The organism is Pseudomaricurvus hydrocarbonicus, assembly GCF_011602365.1.
GTDB lineage: Bacteria > Pseudomonadota > Gammaproteobacteria > Pseudomonadales > Cellvibrionaceae > Pseudomaricurvus > Pseudomaricurvus hydrocarbonicus.
In genome coordinates, this window is record NZ_JAAONZ010000007.1 from 173,646 (window position 1) to 191,898 (window position 18,253).

General features: G+C 49.5%; 15 protein-coding genes and 2 pseudogenes. 11 read left to right on the forward strand and 6 right to left on the reverse strand.

Annotated elements, in window-relative coordinates; genetic code table 11:
* Nucleotides 1–255: 255 nt before the first annotated feature.
* Complete coding sequence (locus G8770_RS11510) at nucleotides 256–780, forward strand: HdeD family acid-resistance protein (RefSeq protein WP_167186486.1); 525 nt, start codon at nucleotides 256–258, stop codon at nucleotides 778–780.
* 69 nt (nucleotides 781–849) lie between these two features.
* Here the strand turns inward: G8770_RS11510 and G8770_RS11515 are convergent, their stop codons facing one another.
* The 5 genes from G8770_RS11515 to G8770_RS11535 form a co-directional block, all read right to left on the reverse strand.
* Entirely contained in the window at nucleotides 850–2,205 is a 1,356-nt protein-coding gene (locus G8770_RS11515; RefSeq protein ID WP_167186489.1) for a dipeptidase, read from the reverse strand.
* Between the two features lie 237 nt (nucleotides 2,206–2,442).
* Complete coding sequence (locus G8770_RS11520; protein ID WP_167186492.1) at nucleotides 2,443–3,789, reverse strand: Na+/H+ antiporter NhaC family protein; 1,347 nt, start codon at nucleotides 3,787–3,789, stop codon at nucleotides 2,443–2,445.
* A gap of 260 nt (nucleotides 3,790–4,049) precedes the next feature.
* Nucleotides 4,050–5,243 (reverse strand): nicotinate phosphoribosyltransferase, encoded by a 1,194-nt coding sequence (pncB, locus tag G8770_RS11525; protein WP_167186495.1) that lies wholly within the window; start codon nucleotides 5,241–5,243, stop codon nucleotides 4,050–4,052.
* Between the two features lie 31 nt (nucleotides 5,244–5,274).
* Nucleotides 5,275–5,916 (reverse strand): nicotinamidase, encoded by a 642-nt coding sequence (locus G8770_RS11530; RefSeq protein WP_167186498.1) that lies wholly within the window; start codon nucleotides 5,914–5,916, stop codon nucleotides 5,275–5,277.
* A 347-nt stretch (nucleotides 5,917–6,263) separates the two neighbouring features.
* Nucleotides 6,264–7,223 carry a DHH family phosphoesterase gene (locus G8770_RS11535; protein WP_167186501.1) on the reverse strand — a complete coding sequence of 320 codons (960 nt, stop codon included), beginning with the start codon at nucleotides 7,221–7,223 and terminating at the stop codon, nucleotides 6,264–6,266.
* A 160-nt stretch (nucleotides 7,224–7,383) separates the two neighbouring features.
* Between G8770_RS11535 and G8770_RS11540 the strand changes: the two genes are divergently transcribed.
* The 7 genes and pseudogenes from G8770_RS11540 to G8770_RS11565 all read left to right on the forward strand — a co-directional run bounded on the left by G8770_RS11540 (nucleotide 7,384) and on the right by G8770_RS11565 (nucleotide 13,682).
* Nucleotides 7,384–7,632, forward strand: a complete 249-nt coding sequence (locus G8770_RS11540) for a hypothetical protein (RefSeq protein WP_208022207.1) — start codon at nucleotides 7,384–7,386, stop codon at nucleotides 7,630–7,632.
* 190 nt (nucleotides 7,633–7,822) lie between these two features.
* Entirely contained in the window at nucleotides 7,823–8,248 is a 426-nt protein-coding gene (locus G8770_RS11545; protein ID WP_167186504.1) for a DUF3577 domain-containing protein, read from the forward strand.
* A 104-nt stretch (nucleotides 8,249–8,352) separates the two neighbouring features.
* Nucleotides 8,353–8,868: a JAB domain-containing protein gene (locus G8770_RS11550; RefSeq protein WP_167186507.1), complete on the forward strand. Its 516-nt coding sequence runs from the start codon at nucleotides 8,353–8,355 to the stop codon at nucleotides 8,866–8,868.
* An 89-nt stretch (nucleotides 8,869–8,957) separates the two neighbouring features.
* Nucleotides 8,958–9,137, forward strand: coding sequence for a DUF6573 family protein (locus tag G8770_RS24780; protein WP_208022208.1), 180 nt, complete (start codon nucleotides 8,958–8,960; stop codon nucleotides 9,135–9,137).
* 18 nt (nucleotides 9,138–9,155) lie between these two features.
* Nucleotides 9,156–9,383: pseudogene (locus tag G8770_RS24785) on the forward strand (DUF6573 family protein); the annotation flags it as partial.
* Nucleotides 9,384–9,588: 205 nt separating this feature from the next.
* Nucleotides 9,589–10,631: pseudogene (locus tag G8770_RS11560) on the forward strand (IS3 family transposase).
* Between the two features lie 675 nt (nucleotides 10,632–11,306).
* Nucleotides 11,307–13,682, forward strand: a complete 2,376-nt coding sequence (locus tag G8770_RS11565; RefSeq protein ID WP_208022210.1) for a fatty acid cis/trans isomerase — start codon at nucleotides 11,307–11,309, stop codon at nucleotides 13,680–13,682.
* Between the two features lie 93 nt (nucleotides 13,683–13,775).
* On the opposite strand, the gene G8770_RS11570 is transcribed toward G8770_RS11565, so the two are convergent.
* Nucleotides 13,776–14,810, reverse strand: a complete 1,035-nt coding sequence (locus G8770_RS11570; RefSeq protein ID WP_167186510.1) for a helix-turn-helix domain-containing protein — start codon at nucleotides 14,808–14,810, stop codon at nucleotides 13,776–13,778.
* A 371-nt stretch (nucleotides 14,811–15,181) separates the two neighbouring features.
* On the opposite strand from G8770_RS11570, the gene G8770_RS11575 reads away from it, so the two are divergent.
* The 3 genes from G8770_RS11575 (at nucleotide 15,182) to G8770_RS11585 (ending at nucleotide 18,220) form a co-directional block, all read left to right on the forward strand.
* Nucleotides 15,182–15,439, forward strand: a complete 258-nt coding sequence (locus tag G8770_RS11575; RefSeq protein ID WP_167186513.1) for an amidohydrolase family protein — start codon at nucleotides 15,182–15,184, stop codon at nucleotides 15,437–15,439.
* A 217-nt stretch (nucleotides 15,440–15,656) separates the two neighbouring features.
* Nucleotides 15,657–16,571, forward strand: coding sequence for a hypothetical protein (locus G8770_RS11580; protein ID WP_167186515.1), 915 nt, complete (start codon nucleotides 15,657–15,659; stop codon nucleotides 16,569–16,571).
* A gap of 218 nt (nucleotides 16,572–16,789) precedes the next feature.
* Nucleotides 16,790–18,220, forward strand: a complete 1,431-nt coding sequence (locus tag G8770_RS11585; RefSeq protein WP_167186518.1) for a DcaP family trimeric outer membrane transporter — start codon at nucleotides 16,790–16,792, stop codon at nucleotides 18,218–18,220.
* The last annotated feature ends 33 nt before the right edge of the window (nucleotides 18,221–18,253 follow it).

Genomic DNA, 18,253 nt, shown 5'->3' on the forward strand with positions numbered 1-18,253 from the left:
GTTTTCACGTTTCACGGTGTCAATGAGCGCATTAAGGTGGATGAATTTGCAAAGTCAGTCGGGCACTTTTACCAGTTACCAGTTACCAGTTACCAGTTACCAGTTAATGAATGATTTGGAGGATCTTTGAATCTTTTGAATGTTCAGTCAACTGCTGAGGTCCGACTTGTCTAATGGCCACTTGATTATTGCTAAAATCAGCAGGTTAAACGGGTTTTGGGCCAGTATCCCTTCACAAAAAAAAGGACAGTAATTATGAATTACTCTACACGCTTTTTCTGGGCGGGTGTTTTGACAATTGTGCTTGGTTTGGTTGTTCTGTTCAATGCGGCGGTTGCTTCTGGCGCTATCGTGGTCGTCACCGGTATTGTCTTATTGATCGGTGGCGCTGCGCAAGTTGTTCTCGGGTTTCTTGAGGAGGGATCCGGGAGAAAATGGCTGACATTAGCGCTCGGCTTCCTCACGGTATTTCTGGGGTGGTCCTTTTTGTCTAACCCGCTGGCTGGGATTGTCTCGCTGACGACATTTTTACTCATCTTGATGGCGGCGAGTGGAGCGGTTCAAGTCCTGTTCGGGTTGCGCGCACGTGGAACGCCGTTCTTTTGGCCACTCATACTCTCCGGTCTGGCATCAATTTTATTGGCAATCATCCTGTTGTCATCGCCAAGTGCAACAATCTCTCTGCTCGGCTTTTTGCTGGGCCTTCATATGCTCGCTTCGGGCGCATGCTTGACCATGGTGGGGCTCTATATGAAAAAGCTGGACGCCCTGAAAAAATAAATGCTGTCTCATCCTAAGCAACCGGATGAAATCAGCTTTTTACGTTACGGCTTGAGTGATCGACCGGAGTTATTGCTGAACGATTTGCGCTTCAGATTCCTCCCCAGAGTCTTCCGTCGAGTTTAATGTGGCAGCGACCGCTTGCACTTCATCCATCACGCGCATCAGGTTGCCACCCCACAACAGGGTGATGTCTGTTTCGCTGTAGTTGCGCTGCAGGAGTTCGCGAGTCACGGCCAATGTCTCGGAGGCGTCGTTCCAGCCGGACACACCGCCACCGCCGTCGAAGTCGGAGCTGATACCGACGTGATCAATGCCGATTTTCTGTACCAGGTAGTCGATATGATCGACGAAGTCCTGCACATTCACCGGTGGAGCAACGGGATCGACTTCCTGCTTGAGCAGCGGAGCTACCTTGGCACGAAGCTCCCTGTAGCCCGCCATATACTCACGGCGGGCTTCACTGTCGAGCTTACCCACTTGCGGCCAGGCGAGGATGTTGAAGCCGGTTTTCTGGGCTTCACGGGCCATCACCGCAGCGGCTTTTTCTTGCCAGGCGTTGTATTTCCCGGTGTTGAGGTAGGAGGCGAAGGCGACCGTCTGCACCACACCGCCATTTTCCTGGATGGCCAACAGCTCTTCGTCATCCAGATTACGGCTGACATCATTCAAAGCCCGAGCGGAAGAGTGAGAGGCGATGACCGGTGCTTTGCTCAGGCGCAGGGTTTCGAGGTTGGCGGCTTTCGAGGGATGCGACAGGTCGATAATGATGCCGACCCGATTCATCTCCTTCACCAGATCGCGGCCCAGGTCACTGAGTCCGCCGTACAGCCATTGACCATCACTTTCGCCGGTATTGGAGTCGGCAAATTGACTGTGACCATTGTGCGCCAGTGACATATAGCGCGCGCCACGGTTGTAAAAGTCCTGCACCAGGCTCAGATCCGTGCCCAGTGGATAGGCATTCTCAACCCCCATCAAGGCCACCAGTTTGCCTTCGGCCACCAGCGCCCGCACTTGCTCAGGCGTCGTGGCCAGGCCGATACGGTCCGGTGCGATTTCCTCAACAAGGCGATGCACGGCATCAAACTTGGCGATGGCGTTGTCCAGTGCGGCCGCGTATCCGGCTTCTGTGAGCTCCCCCTGCGCGGTGTAGATGCTGAACCAGATGGCATCCAGGCCACCGCGTGCCAGTTTGGCCAGGTCAACCTGGGTTTTGAGGTCCTGGGTGTAATTTTGCTTGCGGGTAAAATTGCTCACGTCCAGGTCCACATGGGTGTCCATGGTGAGGAGTCGTTGATGCAGCGTTTCTACGCTGTCACTGGCCTGTGCCGCTGGAGCTTGGGCTGTTTCAGCGGTGTCTGGGGAGCAGCCTGCCAGTACAGTGGTTAACACACAGAGCGCCAGTGATAATTGTTTAAACATAGAGTTACCTGCTTGCAAAGTGAAAGACACCGTGCCTTGACCGTGGTGCGCCACAATCACACCACGGCACGGTTTTCAGAAGTATCCTGATAGCGGGGAATTCTGAAAAGTGTGCAATTTATATGCCAGTTCCAGCACGCGGGTGCCCAAACTGAGGCCAGTTTGACGAAGAAGTCTTCTGCTGTCACTTTCAAAACAGAGAGCTCTGAAAACCGATAGCGTCAAAGTTAACAGCGCCTAGAGAATCATAGCCGCAGCCCAGCCGAAGATAATCAGGGGAATGTTGTAGTGAATAAACGTAGGCACGACGGAATCCCAGATGTGATCATGCTGACCGTCGGCATTGAGACCCATGGTCGGCCCCAGGGTGGAGTCCGATGCGGGGGAACCCGCGTCACCCAGGGCGCCGGCCGTGCCGACCAGGGCAATGGTGGCCAGCGGGCTGAACCCCAGTTGCAATGCCAGTGGCGCGTACACGGCGGCAATGATCGGCACAGTAGAAAACGAGGAGCCAATCCCCATGGTAATCAGCAAACCAATGACCAGCATGGCCAGTGCCGCCAGCGCCTGATTGTCGCCGATCAGCACCGAAGAGGTTGCCACCAGGGTACTCACATCTCCCGTCGCCTTGATTACCGAGGAAAATCCGGCGGCCGCAATCATCACAAAACCAATCTGCGCCATCATTTTCATGCCGTTGATGACCACATCGTTTGACTCGCGCAGGTGCACAATGCCGCCTGCCAGAAAGACAATGTAGCCTACCAGTGCACCGACAATGATTGAGCTGGTGGCGAGTTGTGCCGCAAACGCCAACAGGATGGCCCCGACGGTCATCCATATTTTCCGACTGGGTGGATGAGCGCTGGTCCCGGCTTGACTTTTGACGGCGTCATCCGGTGTTTCGATGGGGTGCAATTGATAGTCACGGGGACGGCGGTAGCTAAAAAACACCGCGACCAAAAGCCCCAGGGCCATGCCCGTTACCGGGAGACTCATAGCGACGGGTATCATGCTGCTGTCAATGTTGGGAACCCCATTGTCTTGCAATTGCCGGAACAGAATTTCATTCATGAAAATGCCACCAAACCCGATGGGCATGATCATATAGGGCATGGTCAACCCAAAGGTGAGGATGCAGGCGATCAAGCGGCGATCGAGTTTGAATTCCTGCAGGATGTGCAGCAGGGGCGGGATCAGAATAGGGATAAAGGCAATGTGCACCGGCACCAGGTTTTGTGAACACACCGCGACCACCAAAATCAAAAACAACAGCAGGCTTTTAAGGCGGGCTTGTTGCTTGGGGGTGGATTCCCCGGCCAGCAAGCTGTGTACTTTAGCCGCCATGACGTCGGGTAAGCCCGACATTTCAATGGCCACCGCAAAGGCACCGAGCAGGGCATAGCTCAAGGCTACCGCCGCGCCACCCCCCAGGCCATTGCTGAACTCGGTAATGCTGTTCTCCAGTGACAGGCCCCCAATGAGGCCGCCGGCAAGACCGCCTAATGTCAGCGACAGGACCACATTGATCCGTAACAGGCTCAACCCCAACATAATGCCTACAGCAACAATAACGGCATTCACTCGCCAGTCTCCTGTAAAGTCATGAGCTACTTTGTCATGATGTTTTAGATGCCATTACCCTGCCCGTAAAAGCCATAGCTGTCCAATACAACAGGTCTTTTACTGTGGGTAAACCGGAGCCAGTGACGTTGGTTGCCTGAAGCCTCGCAGGCGAGTTACCGGGTTCAGCGTAGGTTGGTAACTTGCGTCAACATCACCGGTGTCAACAACGGCTGCAAGCCGGTGAATACAGAATTTGATGCGGATAAGACGGGACCTTATCAGCAGACAAACTCCGCTTTACGCCCATAACTGTTGGCCAGCCAGGCTACATAATCGGGATCTTCACACATGATTTTGCCGGGGCTGTCAGAAAGCTTGGCGACGGGACGTCCATTGACCTCGGTGAGTTTCATGACAATGTTCAGTGGCCTGTAGCCCAAATCGTTGGTGAGGTTGGTGCCGATACCAAAGCCCACCTGAATTTTATCCTGGAACTGGCGATACAGTTCCACCATTCCAGGAATGCTCAAGCCATCACTCCAGATGGCCCGCTTGGTTTTGGGGTCCACTTTCAGTGCGTGCAGCCGCTGAATCAGTTTCTCACACCAGAGCTCCGGGCAACCGGAATCGTGGCGGAAACCATCGAATTGCTTGGCCAAATAGAGATCCAACAGGTCACAAAACGAATCCATACCAATCACATCGGTAAGGGCGTCACCCAGGCAGCCGCGAAACTCTTGTGCCCAGGCATCCAGCGCGGCTTTTTGGGCGTCCAGGGGATGCACCAGCCCTTGCCAGGCCTGCAGGTATTCATGAGCCATGGTGCCCACGGGAATCAGGCCTTGTTCCATGGCAAAGTGATAGTTGGAAGTGCCCACAAAATACTCGGACAGGTTCAGGCGCAGGGTGCGAATGACTTCTGCCTGCCAGGCTTTGCTGAAGCGACGACGAGAGCCAAAATCGGCAAAATTGAAGCCGGGCATGTCCCCTTGAGATTTCAACAAACTGATTTTCTCGGACAAGCGCCTGCGGCCTTCCTCGTAATTCGGCTCGGGGATGGTGTGTCGGTACCAGACTTCGCTCACGATGGGCAGCACATACAGTTCCCAGGGGCCGCCCTTGAGCATGGATCCCTCAGTGTAAATGTTCAGATTACCCCCGCTGGTTTCCAACTGAATGTGTTTGGTATCCAGCGTGAAATCGCTCAGGAAGTCTATGTAACCCGCGCTCAGGTGCGGCTCTTCGCTTAAGTAGCGCAATTCATCCTCCTGAAAGCGCAGTTCTGCCACCATGGCCAGCTGGTCTTTGACTTCGGCTGCAATCGGCGTCAGGTCAATGTCTTTATCGCGCAGCTTGAAGCGGTAGCGGGCGGTGGCGCGGGGGTATTGGTGCAGATTGACCTGCTGCATGGAAAACTTGTACTTGTCGGTGTCTAACAAACTGGTGATGATGGGTTCGCCTTTTTGTCTCATGATCCCGTCTCCTGCCGTAGGATTCTGTCACTCAAATTGAGTTGCACAGCTCGTTGGTCCGGTGAATGATTCTAGCTCCGGCCGCTTTCATTTCTGCCAGTGCCTGCTGGGTAGCTGTGGAGCTGATGCCTCGGCAGGCTTCCAGATTGAGTACCACCTGAAAGTCTGCGCGCAGCAGTTGCAAAACGGTCAAGCGCACGCAGTGATCGGTCGCCAGGCCCCCGCAAATCACGGTATCAATCCCTTGCTGTTTGAGAAACTCAATCACGCCCGTCGACAAGGTATCTTTCAGATCATGAAAGCAAGCCCCGTAGGGGTGCATGTCAGGTTCGATGCCTTTGTAGACGGCGAAGTCGTAGGACTTAATCGGCGGCAGGCCATCCAACAACTGAAAGCCTCGGGTGCCTGGCACGCAATGCAGATTCCAGCGGACATCCACATCTTCCCCCTTGACCGGACTGAATGGGGGAGCCTCATGGGTGGCGGCCCAGATAGGATTAGCGGGGTGAGCGTCCTTGGAAAACACCCGAAGTCGGGCAAATGTTGCTTGTTGATTGAGGGCCGCCACGATGTCGTGGCCCCCTTCAACGGGCAACTCTTCCGGACACAGTGGCGTAAAGCCTTTTTGAGGGTCCACATCAAAGCTGGCTGTGGTTTCGAAGGTGATCAGCATGACAAAACCCTCTTATGGGATTGGCTGTCGACTGGGGGCGGTGCAAGCCGGCGGTTTGCCTGGCAAGCCCTGGCCCGATAGAAGGCAGTCCCAAAGAGTACATGCAAGGGAGGGCGGCCCGCAGGGCACACAAGTCAGTCTGTGTCAGACCAGTTTAGCCATTGAAAGGCAAGTCACGTAGAAATAGCAACAATAATTTGAAAATTTTCCTGGGCTGCCAGAGCAGGGTACTTAAATGAGCGTACTTAACGTGTGTGCCCGAAAAGAGGGGCGGACGCGTGCCGAGGGGCTTAAATACACACACTAATTTAAGCCCCTCGGCATGGCAGAACTTGGAATAACCCGAGTTAGCAGTAGGCGGCTTCCAGTCGATCGGCGAAGGTTTTCAATTCGCCGGCGGGTAAGTCATTGATACCGGCTGCGGCAGCGCGTCCGCCACCGGTCGCAAATTGCCGGCACAGATCCGCGGCGCCAGTTTTATTGTTGAGCGGCGCCCGTACGCTCACCAGGTAATTGCCATTGGCTTTTGCGGTTAACACCGCGTGAGCTCTATCGGGGTATTGATTGGCCAGGTCATTGCCAAACACACCGCTGACACGACGCGCCCACTTTTCATTGGGGAGCATGTAAATGGCACTGTTTGACGTGGCCATTTCAGGCTGGCTGCTTTGGGCGGCCGCCATGTCTTCGGTGTATCCGGTTTGCAGCTGTTTGAAATCGACGTTGCCATCCTTGATGAAATCCAGAGGATTTGTGTAGGGCAGCAGCTTTTGAAACAGCTTGGCGGGCTCAAAATGCAGGTCACTCAAGTCGGAACCATAACCGTTGTAATTGATGTAAATGCCCAGCTGTTCCAACAGGGTGACGTCGTCTTGCGCCAGTTTTAGGCTATTGGCCAGGGCGGTTGCGCTTTTCTTGAGGTTGTCACCGAAGGCTCCAACAATCGCCCACAGGGTAAATTGACCCTTTAAATGGGTGTTGACCAGAATACTGGTGCAGGTGTCGGACGCCTCATTTATCAGGGTCTTAAGCTGGGGGTGGCTGGGGATCTCCCCGGCAAAGTGATGATCCACATAGAAAATACTGGCTTCTTGCTGCAGCAGCCGAGTCACATCGTCGCGGTTTTTATCAAGGGATATGTCCAGCGCGGTAATCCGGTCGCCGGGCTTGGCATTGACCTGTTTCAGCAAATCAATATCGCGTTTGACGCCCGTTACCAGGGTCGCCTCACGCGGTTCGCTATGGCGCAGCTGCAACAGTGAACAGATACCATCGGCATCGCCATTAAATACATCATAATCAGTCATGTTTCGGGTCCTTTCTCACTCGTACATCGCGTGCTAATCACTGTCATCCGCCGGTTGCGGCATGTGCTTAAAGTGATAACCACAGAATCTGGCCAACAGCATAAACGAAAATTAATGTCCAAAAAATCAGGATATTACGGATTTAAATATCGATTTTTTGGTGATGGTAGGTGTATACAAGAAATGGGAACTGGTGGAACGGTTGTACACCGAAACCCGGCGCAAGCTGGGCCTCGGCGCCGAACTGGATCGGGTACTGTTTGTCGGTGGCGGCAGCATGGCACTGGCGGAGTACATTGCCAACTGGTTCCCTAACCAGATCGTTGCCGATCACGCGGCGTTTGCCAACGCCCGCGGCATGCTCAAGTACCTGCAATACGTCTGTGATGATCCGGAAAACAACGCGTAACGGTTTTTAACGTGGTCACTGCGGTCTCAGTGGCAACTCAGGTATCGGCGGATTGTGCAATCGATACTGCGGTTTTACCGTCAATCCAACCTCGGGGCTTGCCCTGAGGCTACCACTCACCCTGCCGGGCACACGATCCCGCCAGGGACTCGCGTGCTCCGGCGTTTCACTGTGTCCAGGAGACTGCGTTATGAACCCAAGACAAACACCTTCAGAAAAACCGAAGTATTTCGATCTTGATATCCACGGCATCGGTTACCTCAACCGCGCCCGGCTGGTGACCCCCGAGACAGGCACGCCTTTTCTCAGTGTCACGGTGGCGGCGTTGCGAGGTCCGGCTGACGCTGCCCAATACACCCATTTCGACTGTGTGGTGGTGGGCGAAGAAGCAAAAGATCTGGTGCGCCAGCTCATGCCGGCCATCGAGGCCGACATGAAAGTGCTGGTTGGCTTTCACCTCAGTGATTTGCAGGCCGAGTCGTTTGTGTTCAAACAAGGCGACAAGGCGGGTACCACCGGGGTGGGCTTGAAGTCCCGCTTGCTGCGATTCCAGTGGATCAAAGTGGAAGGGAACCCTTACTACCCGGCGATCACCGGCAACACCGTCGTCGCTTAAGCGCAACCCCTGGCAGTGTCTTCCGACGCTGCCATTTTACCGAACCCGCGAGGAACCCCGTGCCTCTCGGACGGGTCTGCTCGCACCCTTCAAGGAGACCCGTCATGGTGTCAAATGCCTCACCGATTGCGGTGAACCGTAATAATCGTTTTCAAAAAGTGAACCTTGCGACCTTAAACGACGCTGAAAAACAGTCCCTGCTGACATTGGCGTTTGCGGTGTTACAGGACTTGCATCAGCCCGGCGCCGAGATTTCGAGCCCCATTCAGACCCGCAATTATTTGCGTCTGCTGTTGGCGGATCGGAAAACCGAAGTGTTTGGCTGTTTGTTTCTGGACAATCAGCATCGGGTGATCAATACCACCGAGATGTTTCAGGGCACGGTGGACAGTGCGTCGGTCTACCCGCGCGTGGTGGTGCAGCAAGCGCTGAGTTTTAACGCCGCCGCAGTGCTGTTTTTTCACAACCACCCCAGCGGGGTCGCCGAACCCAGTCACGCCGATGAAGCGATCACCCAGCGTTTAAAAGAAGCGCTGGCCCTGGTGGACATCCGGGTGCTGGATCATTTTATCGTCGCTGCGGGTGGCTCGTTGTCGTTCGCCGAGCAGGGGCTGATTTAACCCTGTTCACTCAATCAACCCATCGGGGAGTTCTGCTGCCCACTGGGACAGAACTCCCTAACGGAGTCATTTCTGTAGGGAGTTCTGTCATGAAGAAAACCAAAAACCGTTCGTTAGAAGCCGTGTTTGGTCCGTTGGTGTCAAGTTACAGCCGAGCCGAGGCGATCTCGGACGGTGTTTTAATCGACGTAACGACCATGGCCCGGGAAGCCGGATTTCAATGGCCGGTGGCACTGACGCATTCGGTGTGGCGCGATTGCGTGTCTTAGGGCGAACAACGACACCGCAGCCAGGTATGCCAGGATGAAGACGGTCGATTGTGGGACGTGTTGTTCATGGCGGTGTTTATGATCCGTCGAGCGGACCAGCCGAAAGATCGAATGACCTTTACGCTGTATCGGGTGCGCAGAGATGGAAAGACACTGGAGCCACAGGAAGTGACGTTAAAACTGATCGTGGGCCCTGGTGATGAGGGGGAACCGGTGGTCACGATTTTAATGCCGCATGAAGATTAAAGTCGCTGATACTTCGGCGCCTAGCCCTGACCACTTGGGATAAAGTGGTTCCTTTTTAGTATCCGATCTTTGCTATATCTTAATTATTCTTGGGCTGTCAGTGGTAATCCCCCCGATAAATAACTGGCCTGAAAAGTAGAATTTTCTCATAATAGTTTGAAGGAGATTCTGCATGAAATAACCCCGTTATTCGGATAGTCAGATTATGGCTACTCTTAAGCAAGCTGAATCCGGAACACCAGTTTCTGAGTTTTGCCGGGGACACGGTATGAGCACAGCCAGTTTTTTCAAGTGGCGAGCGAAGTATGGAGGCATGAATACATCGATGGTGGCACGCCTCAAAGAGCTTGAAGATGAAAATCGCCGCCTAAAGAAAATGAATGCTGAAGAGCGTCTTAAAGCTGAGATTATCCAGGAGGCCATGGAAAAAAGTGGTGAGACCATCTCAACGTAAGGAGATGGCGCAAGAGGTTGTTGCTAGCCGAGGAATCAGTATTCGTCTAGCGTGCAGCGCCTTCCAGGTCAGCGAAACCTGTTATCGTAACCAGCCTGTATTGTCATCAGAAAACGAAGCGATTGCTGATTGGCTAATCCGATTGACGGAAAGTGATACCGATTGGGGTTTTGGCTTGTGCTTTGATTACCTGAGAAATGTGAAGGGCCTTACCTGGAACCATAAACGGGTTTATCGAATTTATTGTGAGCTAGCATTGAACATCCAGGATCAAGCCCAGAAGGCGATTGAAGCGCAACAAACCAGAGCCATTGAAAGAGCCCCTCCGCCCGAACCAAGTTTGGTCAATGGATTTTATGCATGACCAGCTATCCGATGGCCGAAGTTATCGCTTGTTCAATGTCATTGATGATTACCGGCGCGAAGGGATTGTCATCGAAGCAGGCTTTTCGTTGCCATCAATCAGAGTGATCCGAGTACTAAATCAGCTACTTGAGTGGAGGGAAAAGCCAGCAGTTATACGATGGGACAACGGCCCAGAATTTATCAGTCATGAGTTTACAAAGTGGGCGGTGGCGCATGATATCCGGATTGAATATATCCAACCGGGTAAGCCTCAACAGAATACCTATATTGAGAGAACAAACCGGACCATCCGGTATAGTGGGGTCAGTAAACACCTGTTCGAAAAGCTCGAACAAGTTCAGGAGTATGCAACTGAATGGCTTTGGTTTCACAATCACGAACGGCTTTATAAGTCCAATAATGGGAAACCACCACTGATGGCTGCTTAACCTCTACTTTGAATGTCAGTTAAAAATGGGAGGATTACCCTTCAATGTTGACATTCTGTAGTGCCATTAGAGGGCTGATTTCAATCTCGGCGATCAGACAGCCAAGAACTGAGCCCAGTGAAAATCGTGAAGCCAGCGGTACTGCGATGATACACGCGACAAGAAAGATAAACGTCAGTGACAGGATGACAGTTAATGGATCTTTAACCCTATAGGTTGATATAGATAAATCTGCAATGTTTTCTGATGGGCTAAAGTTTGTGGATTAACAGGAGTTCACTTGGGAATGTCGGAAACCTGATCGTGAAATTATAGGTATTTAACTGTAATTGTGGACAAGCTCTTGGTATCCACGGGTATCTGAATACGCTTAATAACAGTAACTTATTGAAAAATATGGGTTCTCTCTATGGATAGCTTGTCGAGTTACGTGAAGGAAAAAGCGACTGCGAAAATGTTGCCAATTTTAATCAGGCTATGCCGATATCACAGACTATAATTGGTACGTTCTCCAGAATATTCTGGATGGATCGGAAGATTGTTTACATCTTTCAGGTAGAAAACCACCCTACGAAATATAGCAGATAATAATCAATAACTCTCATTTCCACAAGGGAATTTCGCAATTACTAATCTTGCATGTCAAGCAAACTAATTGCCATGGAGTGTTCATTAGTGAGTAGATTTTTAAATATTTTTTTGGTGATAAAAAAATCCAGATTTCTCATGCTGGTTGTGTTTGTCACAGGATGTACGACATTTGGGGCGAAGAAACTCTCCGAGCTTTATGGTCCAGCACAGCCCGGAGATAGAGAAGTGAAGGTTTTAGAAACGGGTCAAATTGATTACTGGAATGATGTAAAGCCAGTGATTGAGAATCGTTGTGTTGTTTGCCACAGTTGCTACGATGCACCCTGCCAGCTAAAGCTGGGATCGATAGAGGGGATAGAGCGAGGGGCATCCAAAGATTCTGTCTACGATCAATCGCGTTTATTTAAAGCAGACTTAACGCGTTTGTTTGAAGATGCCGGATCGGTGAGTGAATGGCGCGCAAAAGGCTTTCATCCTGTTCTTAATGAACAGGATGAAACGTTCACCGCAAATAAAGCTGCTGGAGTGATGCATCAACTGTTGCAGCTCAAATCAAATAATCCTCTTCCTGACGCAAATATCCTGAGTGATGACTTTACCTTTGGACTTAACCGAAAGAATGAATGCCCCAAACCCGAAGAGATTACTTCTTATTCCAACAGAAACCCATTATGGGGGATGCCATATGCCTTACCGGGGCTTAAATCCAATGAGCAGCAACTGCTGCTGAGATGGCTGGAACAAGGTGCTGTACACACAAAGAGGCCGGCATTACCTTCTCAATTCAAATCACTGATTACGGAGTGGGAGACATTTTTCAATCAAAGTTCTCTGCGGGGGCAGTTAGTCAATCGCTATATTTATGAGCACTTATTCCTTGCAAGTCTGTATTTTGACGAGCTCGAAGGTCGGCATTTCTTTCGATTGGTTAGATCCCGAACGGCACCAGGTCAACCTGTTGATATTATTGCGACTCGACGCCCCTACGATGATCCTGCGGTAGAACGAGTATACTATCGACTTGTCGAATCGAAGGGGGTGGTGGTTGCTAAAACCCATATGCCTTACGCTCTCAACAAAAAACGGATGATTCGATGGAACTCTCTATTCTACGACCGAGACTACACCGTAGACCAGCTGCCTGATTACGATCTGAAGCACTCCTCAAATCCCTTTCTGACATTTAAGCAGCTACCTGTCTCCTCTCGCTATCAATTTATTCTGGATGAAGCTCAGTATACGGTGATGGGTTTTATTAAGGGGCCGGTATGCCGGGGGCAAGTGGCTCTCAATGTCATCAATGATCACTTCTGGGTGTTTTTTATTAAGCCGAGTGAACTGCAGGATACGGCATTAACAGAGTTTATTGCTGATAATGGGGACTTGCTCAGCTTGCCTTCCGGTAAAGACAGTATTTATCGGCCGCTGAGTGCCTGGCGTACCTATTCCAAAAAACAACGTAACTATCTCGCTAAAAGAGATGAATATTTGCTGTCGTTAGGGCATGAGAAAGTGCCTCTGGATCTCAGTCAGCTGTGGGATGGCAATGGCAGTAATGAAAATGCGGCTTTAACCGTGTTTAGGCACTACGACAGTGCAACTGTTGAAAAGGGCTTGCTTGGCATGCAGCCCAAGACGGCCTGGCTATTGGGATATATGGATCTGGAGAGGATTCACTATTTGCTGGTGGCAGGTTACGACGTCTATGGAAATGTAGGTCATCAGTTATTGTCGCGTCTCTATATGGACTTTTTGAGAATGGAGAGTGAAGGAACATTCCTTCTTTTATTGCCTCAGGAGAGCAGAAAAAAGGAAAGGGCGTTATGGTATCGGGGAGCAAATGAAGAGGTTCTGGCTTATCTGGAAAGCCCCGAAGTGGAAAGAGCCAACCACAATACAGCGATTTCTTACAACACGGATAATCCAAAACAAGAACTATTTAAGATGCTTATGAATAAATATAAGTATCTTCTTCCAAAATATCGAAAGCTATCCAGCCTGAAAAATGAGGATCTGGCCAGAACGCTGGGGAGTGTTTCAAGCATAAAAGGTGACGATCTTAATAATTTACCGCAAAACTCAATCATTCTTGTCGAAACCAAAGATGGTGATGAGTTTTTTACATTAATTAAAAACAATGCTCACCTGAATATGACCTCAATGTTTGGAGAACAAAAAAAACGCATTCCTAGTGAAGATCAGCTGATTATTCTTCGTGGTTTTGTTGGGAGTTATCCAAATCTGTTTTTTAAAATTAACGATAATAATCTTGTTGATTTTATTAAACGAATCTCAGCTTCCGGTACAGAGCAAGGCTTCTCAGAATTAATGAATAGGTACGCTGTACGTCGTAGCCATCCTGATTTCTGGGTGTTCAGTGACCGTGTTTACAGAGGGTACGAAAATTTTGAGCCAGTTGATTTTGGGCTTCTGGATTACAATCGCCTCGAAAACCGATGAGGGAATTTTCGGGGACCTGTCTGGAGTTGCCACTACTTTGGTATGGGGCTCGGGTGCCCCTATTCAGCAAGTAGATAAACTTATTGTGGTAGGTTAGGTTGCATCCCGGCCTAGCGTTTCCGATGGTGATTCTCCGAACAACTGACGATATTCAACCGAAAAACGACCGATCTCCGTAAATCCGGAGTTTAGCGCTGTATGTTTTACCCGTCCACGCTCGTTGGCTGAATTAATCAAGCCGGAGTGCGCCCGCATAAACCGGCGTTTTTGTAAGTACGCGAGAGGGGGTAGACCACACACCCTGTTGAACGCCAGATAGAGAGTTGTTTTTCCGACATCTGCCGCAGAGCATAGATCTGCCAGCGAGACTGGCTGTCTACCGGCAGCCATAAAATGTTCCTCAGCAAGTCGAACAATGCGGTTGGGATCACGCATTCGTTCGGTTTGAGGAAGAGTTTCAGTTAAGGCATGTAAGTAGGTATCGGTCAACAGACCAAACACCTTATTGCTAATCTTATCGGATGAATGATTCCCGTGGTCACTACAGGCTTCATGAAGTATTGAGGTGAGTTGGACACGCACCTTAAAGCCATCGGTTTCCGTCAGACGCAACTCGCGATCATGTAACTTGATAGCTTCGACGCTGACACCACGTAATGCGGCGATTGTCTCGACAAATGGTCTTCTTGGTATGGTTATACCGCACACATCCCGACTCTTTGAACGTTGGTGAATACTGTCTAGATCTCCAGGCATGTAAATGCTGGATCTGTTTGCAGAGTCACCATTTATGAAATAATCACCAGACCAGGATATCGGAAGCGCGAAACTCACATAATCGGGATGGAATACATTGATGCCCACTGCTTCTACATCAATAGCGAGTCGAAGCAGACCGATTTCGCCGACAGTCGCCATCTGTACATTAACTGTATGTTCACCTCGCCCGGCCTGTACGTAATAAGATTCTTTCACTGGAAGCTGGACTTTTTTTGGTGAGTAATTTGGGCACTTGTCTTTGTGGTATGTGATGATGCGATTTTCAACGGATGGCGACTCTATGACCACTTTAGTACTCCATATTGTGAAATGAAAGGAACATATGTAAAACGGAAAATCTGCATACATTATAAACGCCTGGATTGATAGCGGTGTGCTAGATTTTATTCTTACATGGTGGATTATGTGTCATGAAGTGATTGATTGATGATTTAGGCGAAAATTTGGGAATTAATCCCCGTAAATACAGGTCGTCAGAGATTGATGCTCATGATTCTTAGTGAAAGTACCTTTGAATTGATTTGAGGAAGGACGTGCCATGAGCAGATCAAAAATTCAGAATTATTTATGTCAACCGCACAGTTTTTTTGATGTGTCTTAAGTAAATTATTAAAGTTTGATCTAGGCTTAAACAATGTAATCCATTGGTCACGCAATATGCCCAGCGAAGAATATTTATCGTTAATGAAAAAAAGGACTCCTGGCTTTCGGTGCAGTCCATGATCAACGATGAAAATACAAACCAGTTTAAAGACTCAGTCAGTAAACCAATAATTATCGACGTAACTGAGGTTGCCCAGAAGATGGATGTCAAAATGGCCAGGGCAACAGACGTGCTTTTCGATACAGAACTGGTGTGTAAACAGGGAGTGTTCGGAGTGATTGACAAAACTTCCTATGCAGATCTGGTTTTTGTAAATGGCAATCCTCTGGAAAACGTTGCTTTGATTGACAGCGAAGGAGCCAATTCGGTCTGATTATGAAGGATGGGAAAATCTTTAAAATTACCTTGAATTAAGATCGTTATCCGACGAAGTGACATCCCTGTTTTCCTTTCGGGGATGTCATTAAAATCGGGCTGGCAAGAATTGAATTTTCCCTTTTAAACTGTGTTGAAGAAATTCGGTCGCAAACCACTCTGTGGGTCGAATTTCTCGGTTCTCAAATTTGACAGCTACATGTAAGGAGCTAGTAATGAGACTTTCCGCCATAAAGTGTTTGAGTTCTGCAGTAATGGCCTGCGCAGTTGCTATCCCCGGTTTGGTTTTTGCTGAAGGTTCTGGTGAGAAAACGGCTGCAGAAATCGCCGCTGAGCTTTCAAACCCTAATACAGCTCTGGGCACGATGAATTTCAATCTGGACTACATTACGTTCGATGGTGATCTTCCTGGCGCCGATAAACAAAGCGCAGTGCGGATGACCTTTCAGCCCAGCTTGCCTTACCCACTTGAAAATGGGATGAATTTTTTCGCCCGGCCGGCCATTCCAATAATTTTCAAGCAAGATGTACCCACTGTAAATGAATATAATGCTGGAGGATTGGGACTACCCGGAACCTTCGAGCAGGGTGTGCCATCGTTTAGCGGTTTCGACAATACAGGATTTAATTTAGGTGATATCGGTTTTGACGTAGGCGTGGGTAAAACATTTTCAAATGGTGTTGTCGCTATTGGAGGCATTGTCGGAACCATACCCACTGCGACAGACGATGCACTAGGGAAAGATCAATGGGCATTAGGTCCCGAGGCACTGGTTGCTATTGTTAAGCCTTGGGGCGCTCTTGGTTTGTTGTTGACCCATCAGTGGGATGTTGCCGGGAATGACGATATTGATACCAATGTAACCGCGGGGCAGTACTTCTGGGTTGTCAATTTGAAAGATGGCTGGCAGCTTCGCTCTGGTCCTACGTTTTCTTATGATCACGAGGCAGAGAGCGGTCAGGAGTGGACGCTCCCTGTTGGTATTGGCATTAATAAGACCATGATTATTGGTAAGACACCGTGGAAAGTGGGACTGGAGTATTGGAACTACATAGAGTCCCCGGATGCTTTTGGTCCTGAGCATCAGATCCGCCTTGTTATCGCACCGGTTGTCTCTCTACCTTGGTGAAAAATCTCTGGAGTGAGCAGATAGAAATTTATTTGTCTCTTGCCCCGCAAGTGCGTTTAACCCAACGCAGTGTTCAGTAGATTACGAACTCGAAAGGCAGCCATCTAGAGACCTTGATGGCTTTGGTTCTGCAGACGGTGAGAAGGTTAGAAGGTAATGGATAATCTAGATGCTTTTCCATTTCAAATTGGAAATATCATTTTTTTGAGAATTTTAAGGTGATAAAAATTAAAAATTACCTACGCGTTCGAGCAAAAAGTCAGGCATTGATCTGGTGCAGCTGTTTGGGATTGTTTTTTTCGTGCTGGGCTGTAGCCGATCTCAATCAGGATGAAATTCTGGTGCTGCAGAAGCAGATTGATGAGGAGCGAAAGCGTCTTGATGCATTGGAAAAAAAGCTACAGGAACTGAGATCATCCGATACACCGCCTCCCCCTGTCCAGAGTGAGATTTCTGAAGAGGTGGCGAAAGTCATAGTTAACAGAGAAGAAACGAGCTCTATTCGTCAGTTAATGGCCGCTGAGGGTCGATATGACCCTTACCTTGACGAGAAATTTAAGAAGTCTATTCCTCTTGTTGGGTCACCTTGGCGTTTTTCATTTGGAGGCTATGCAAAGTTAGACATCATTCACGACTTTTCAGGAACCGGCAACAAGCGTCAATTGGTTTTAGGCCAGATCCCTGTTGATGATAATCCATCTGAGGGAAGTTACAGTCATGTTCAGGTCAGCGAAACTAGATTTCACATGGAAACGCGAAATTCTGATTCGCCACATGAGAACAGTGTGTTTATCGAGTTCGATTTCTTTGATGAAAATAGCCCTAATTCGGTACGTTTAAGGCATGCTTATGTTCGCTATGGAAAGCTGTTGGTGGGTCAAACCTGGACGCTTTTGTCAGAACTAAGGCAGCTTCCTTTGATTCTTGACTTTGCTTCTGGCGATTCAATTTTGGGCGGGCGTACGGAACAAATCAGGTGGACCAATCACTCAGAGGATAAGACGTTTGGATGGGCACTGGCTCTGGAGAACTTTAATGATGCCAGTATATATAACCCGGATGATTTGTCTGGAAAGGATCGATCAGACTTTCCAAGGTTGTCATCCGGGTTTACAAAACTCTGGGACCGTGTGGAATGGAGCACAGGCGCATCAATCACGCAGCTTCGTTTTGATGGTTCTGAGGGTGTTGGCGACTCCGAGGAATTGGCGTACACAGCAACCACAGCCGGCCGCGTCTATCTTGATAAAAACAAAAATAACTGGTTCGGTTTTGGGTTTGGCTATCAGTCGGGTTCTATCAATGATGTGATCACGTTTGCCAACGCTGGTATTCCCAATGCAGCAATAGATTCTGAAGGTGACCTGGATCTGGCGAAGGCTTGGAATACCCAGCTAGGTCTGCATTGGGCCTGGAATCAATCGCTGTCATCGAATTTCAGCTATGCGTATGCAAAGATCACGGACGTTCCTGAAGCATTTGATCCGGATTGGATCAAAGTTGGGGCGGCTGTACATGCTAACCTAATCTATAAATACGACGAGCAACTTTCGTTGGGAATAGAGGTTATGCACGGTGAACGTGAAAATGTTAATGGAAGAGACGGAGATGCCCAAAGAATTCAATTTAGTACATTTTATTATTATTAATCAAAGTTAAAGCTTTGGATTAAATAGAAGGAG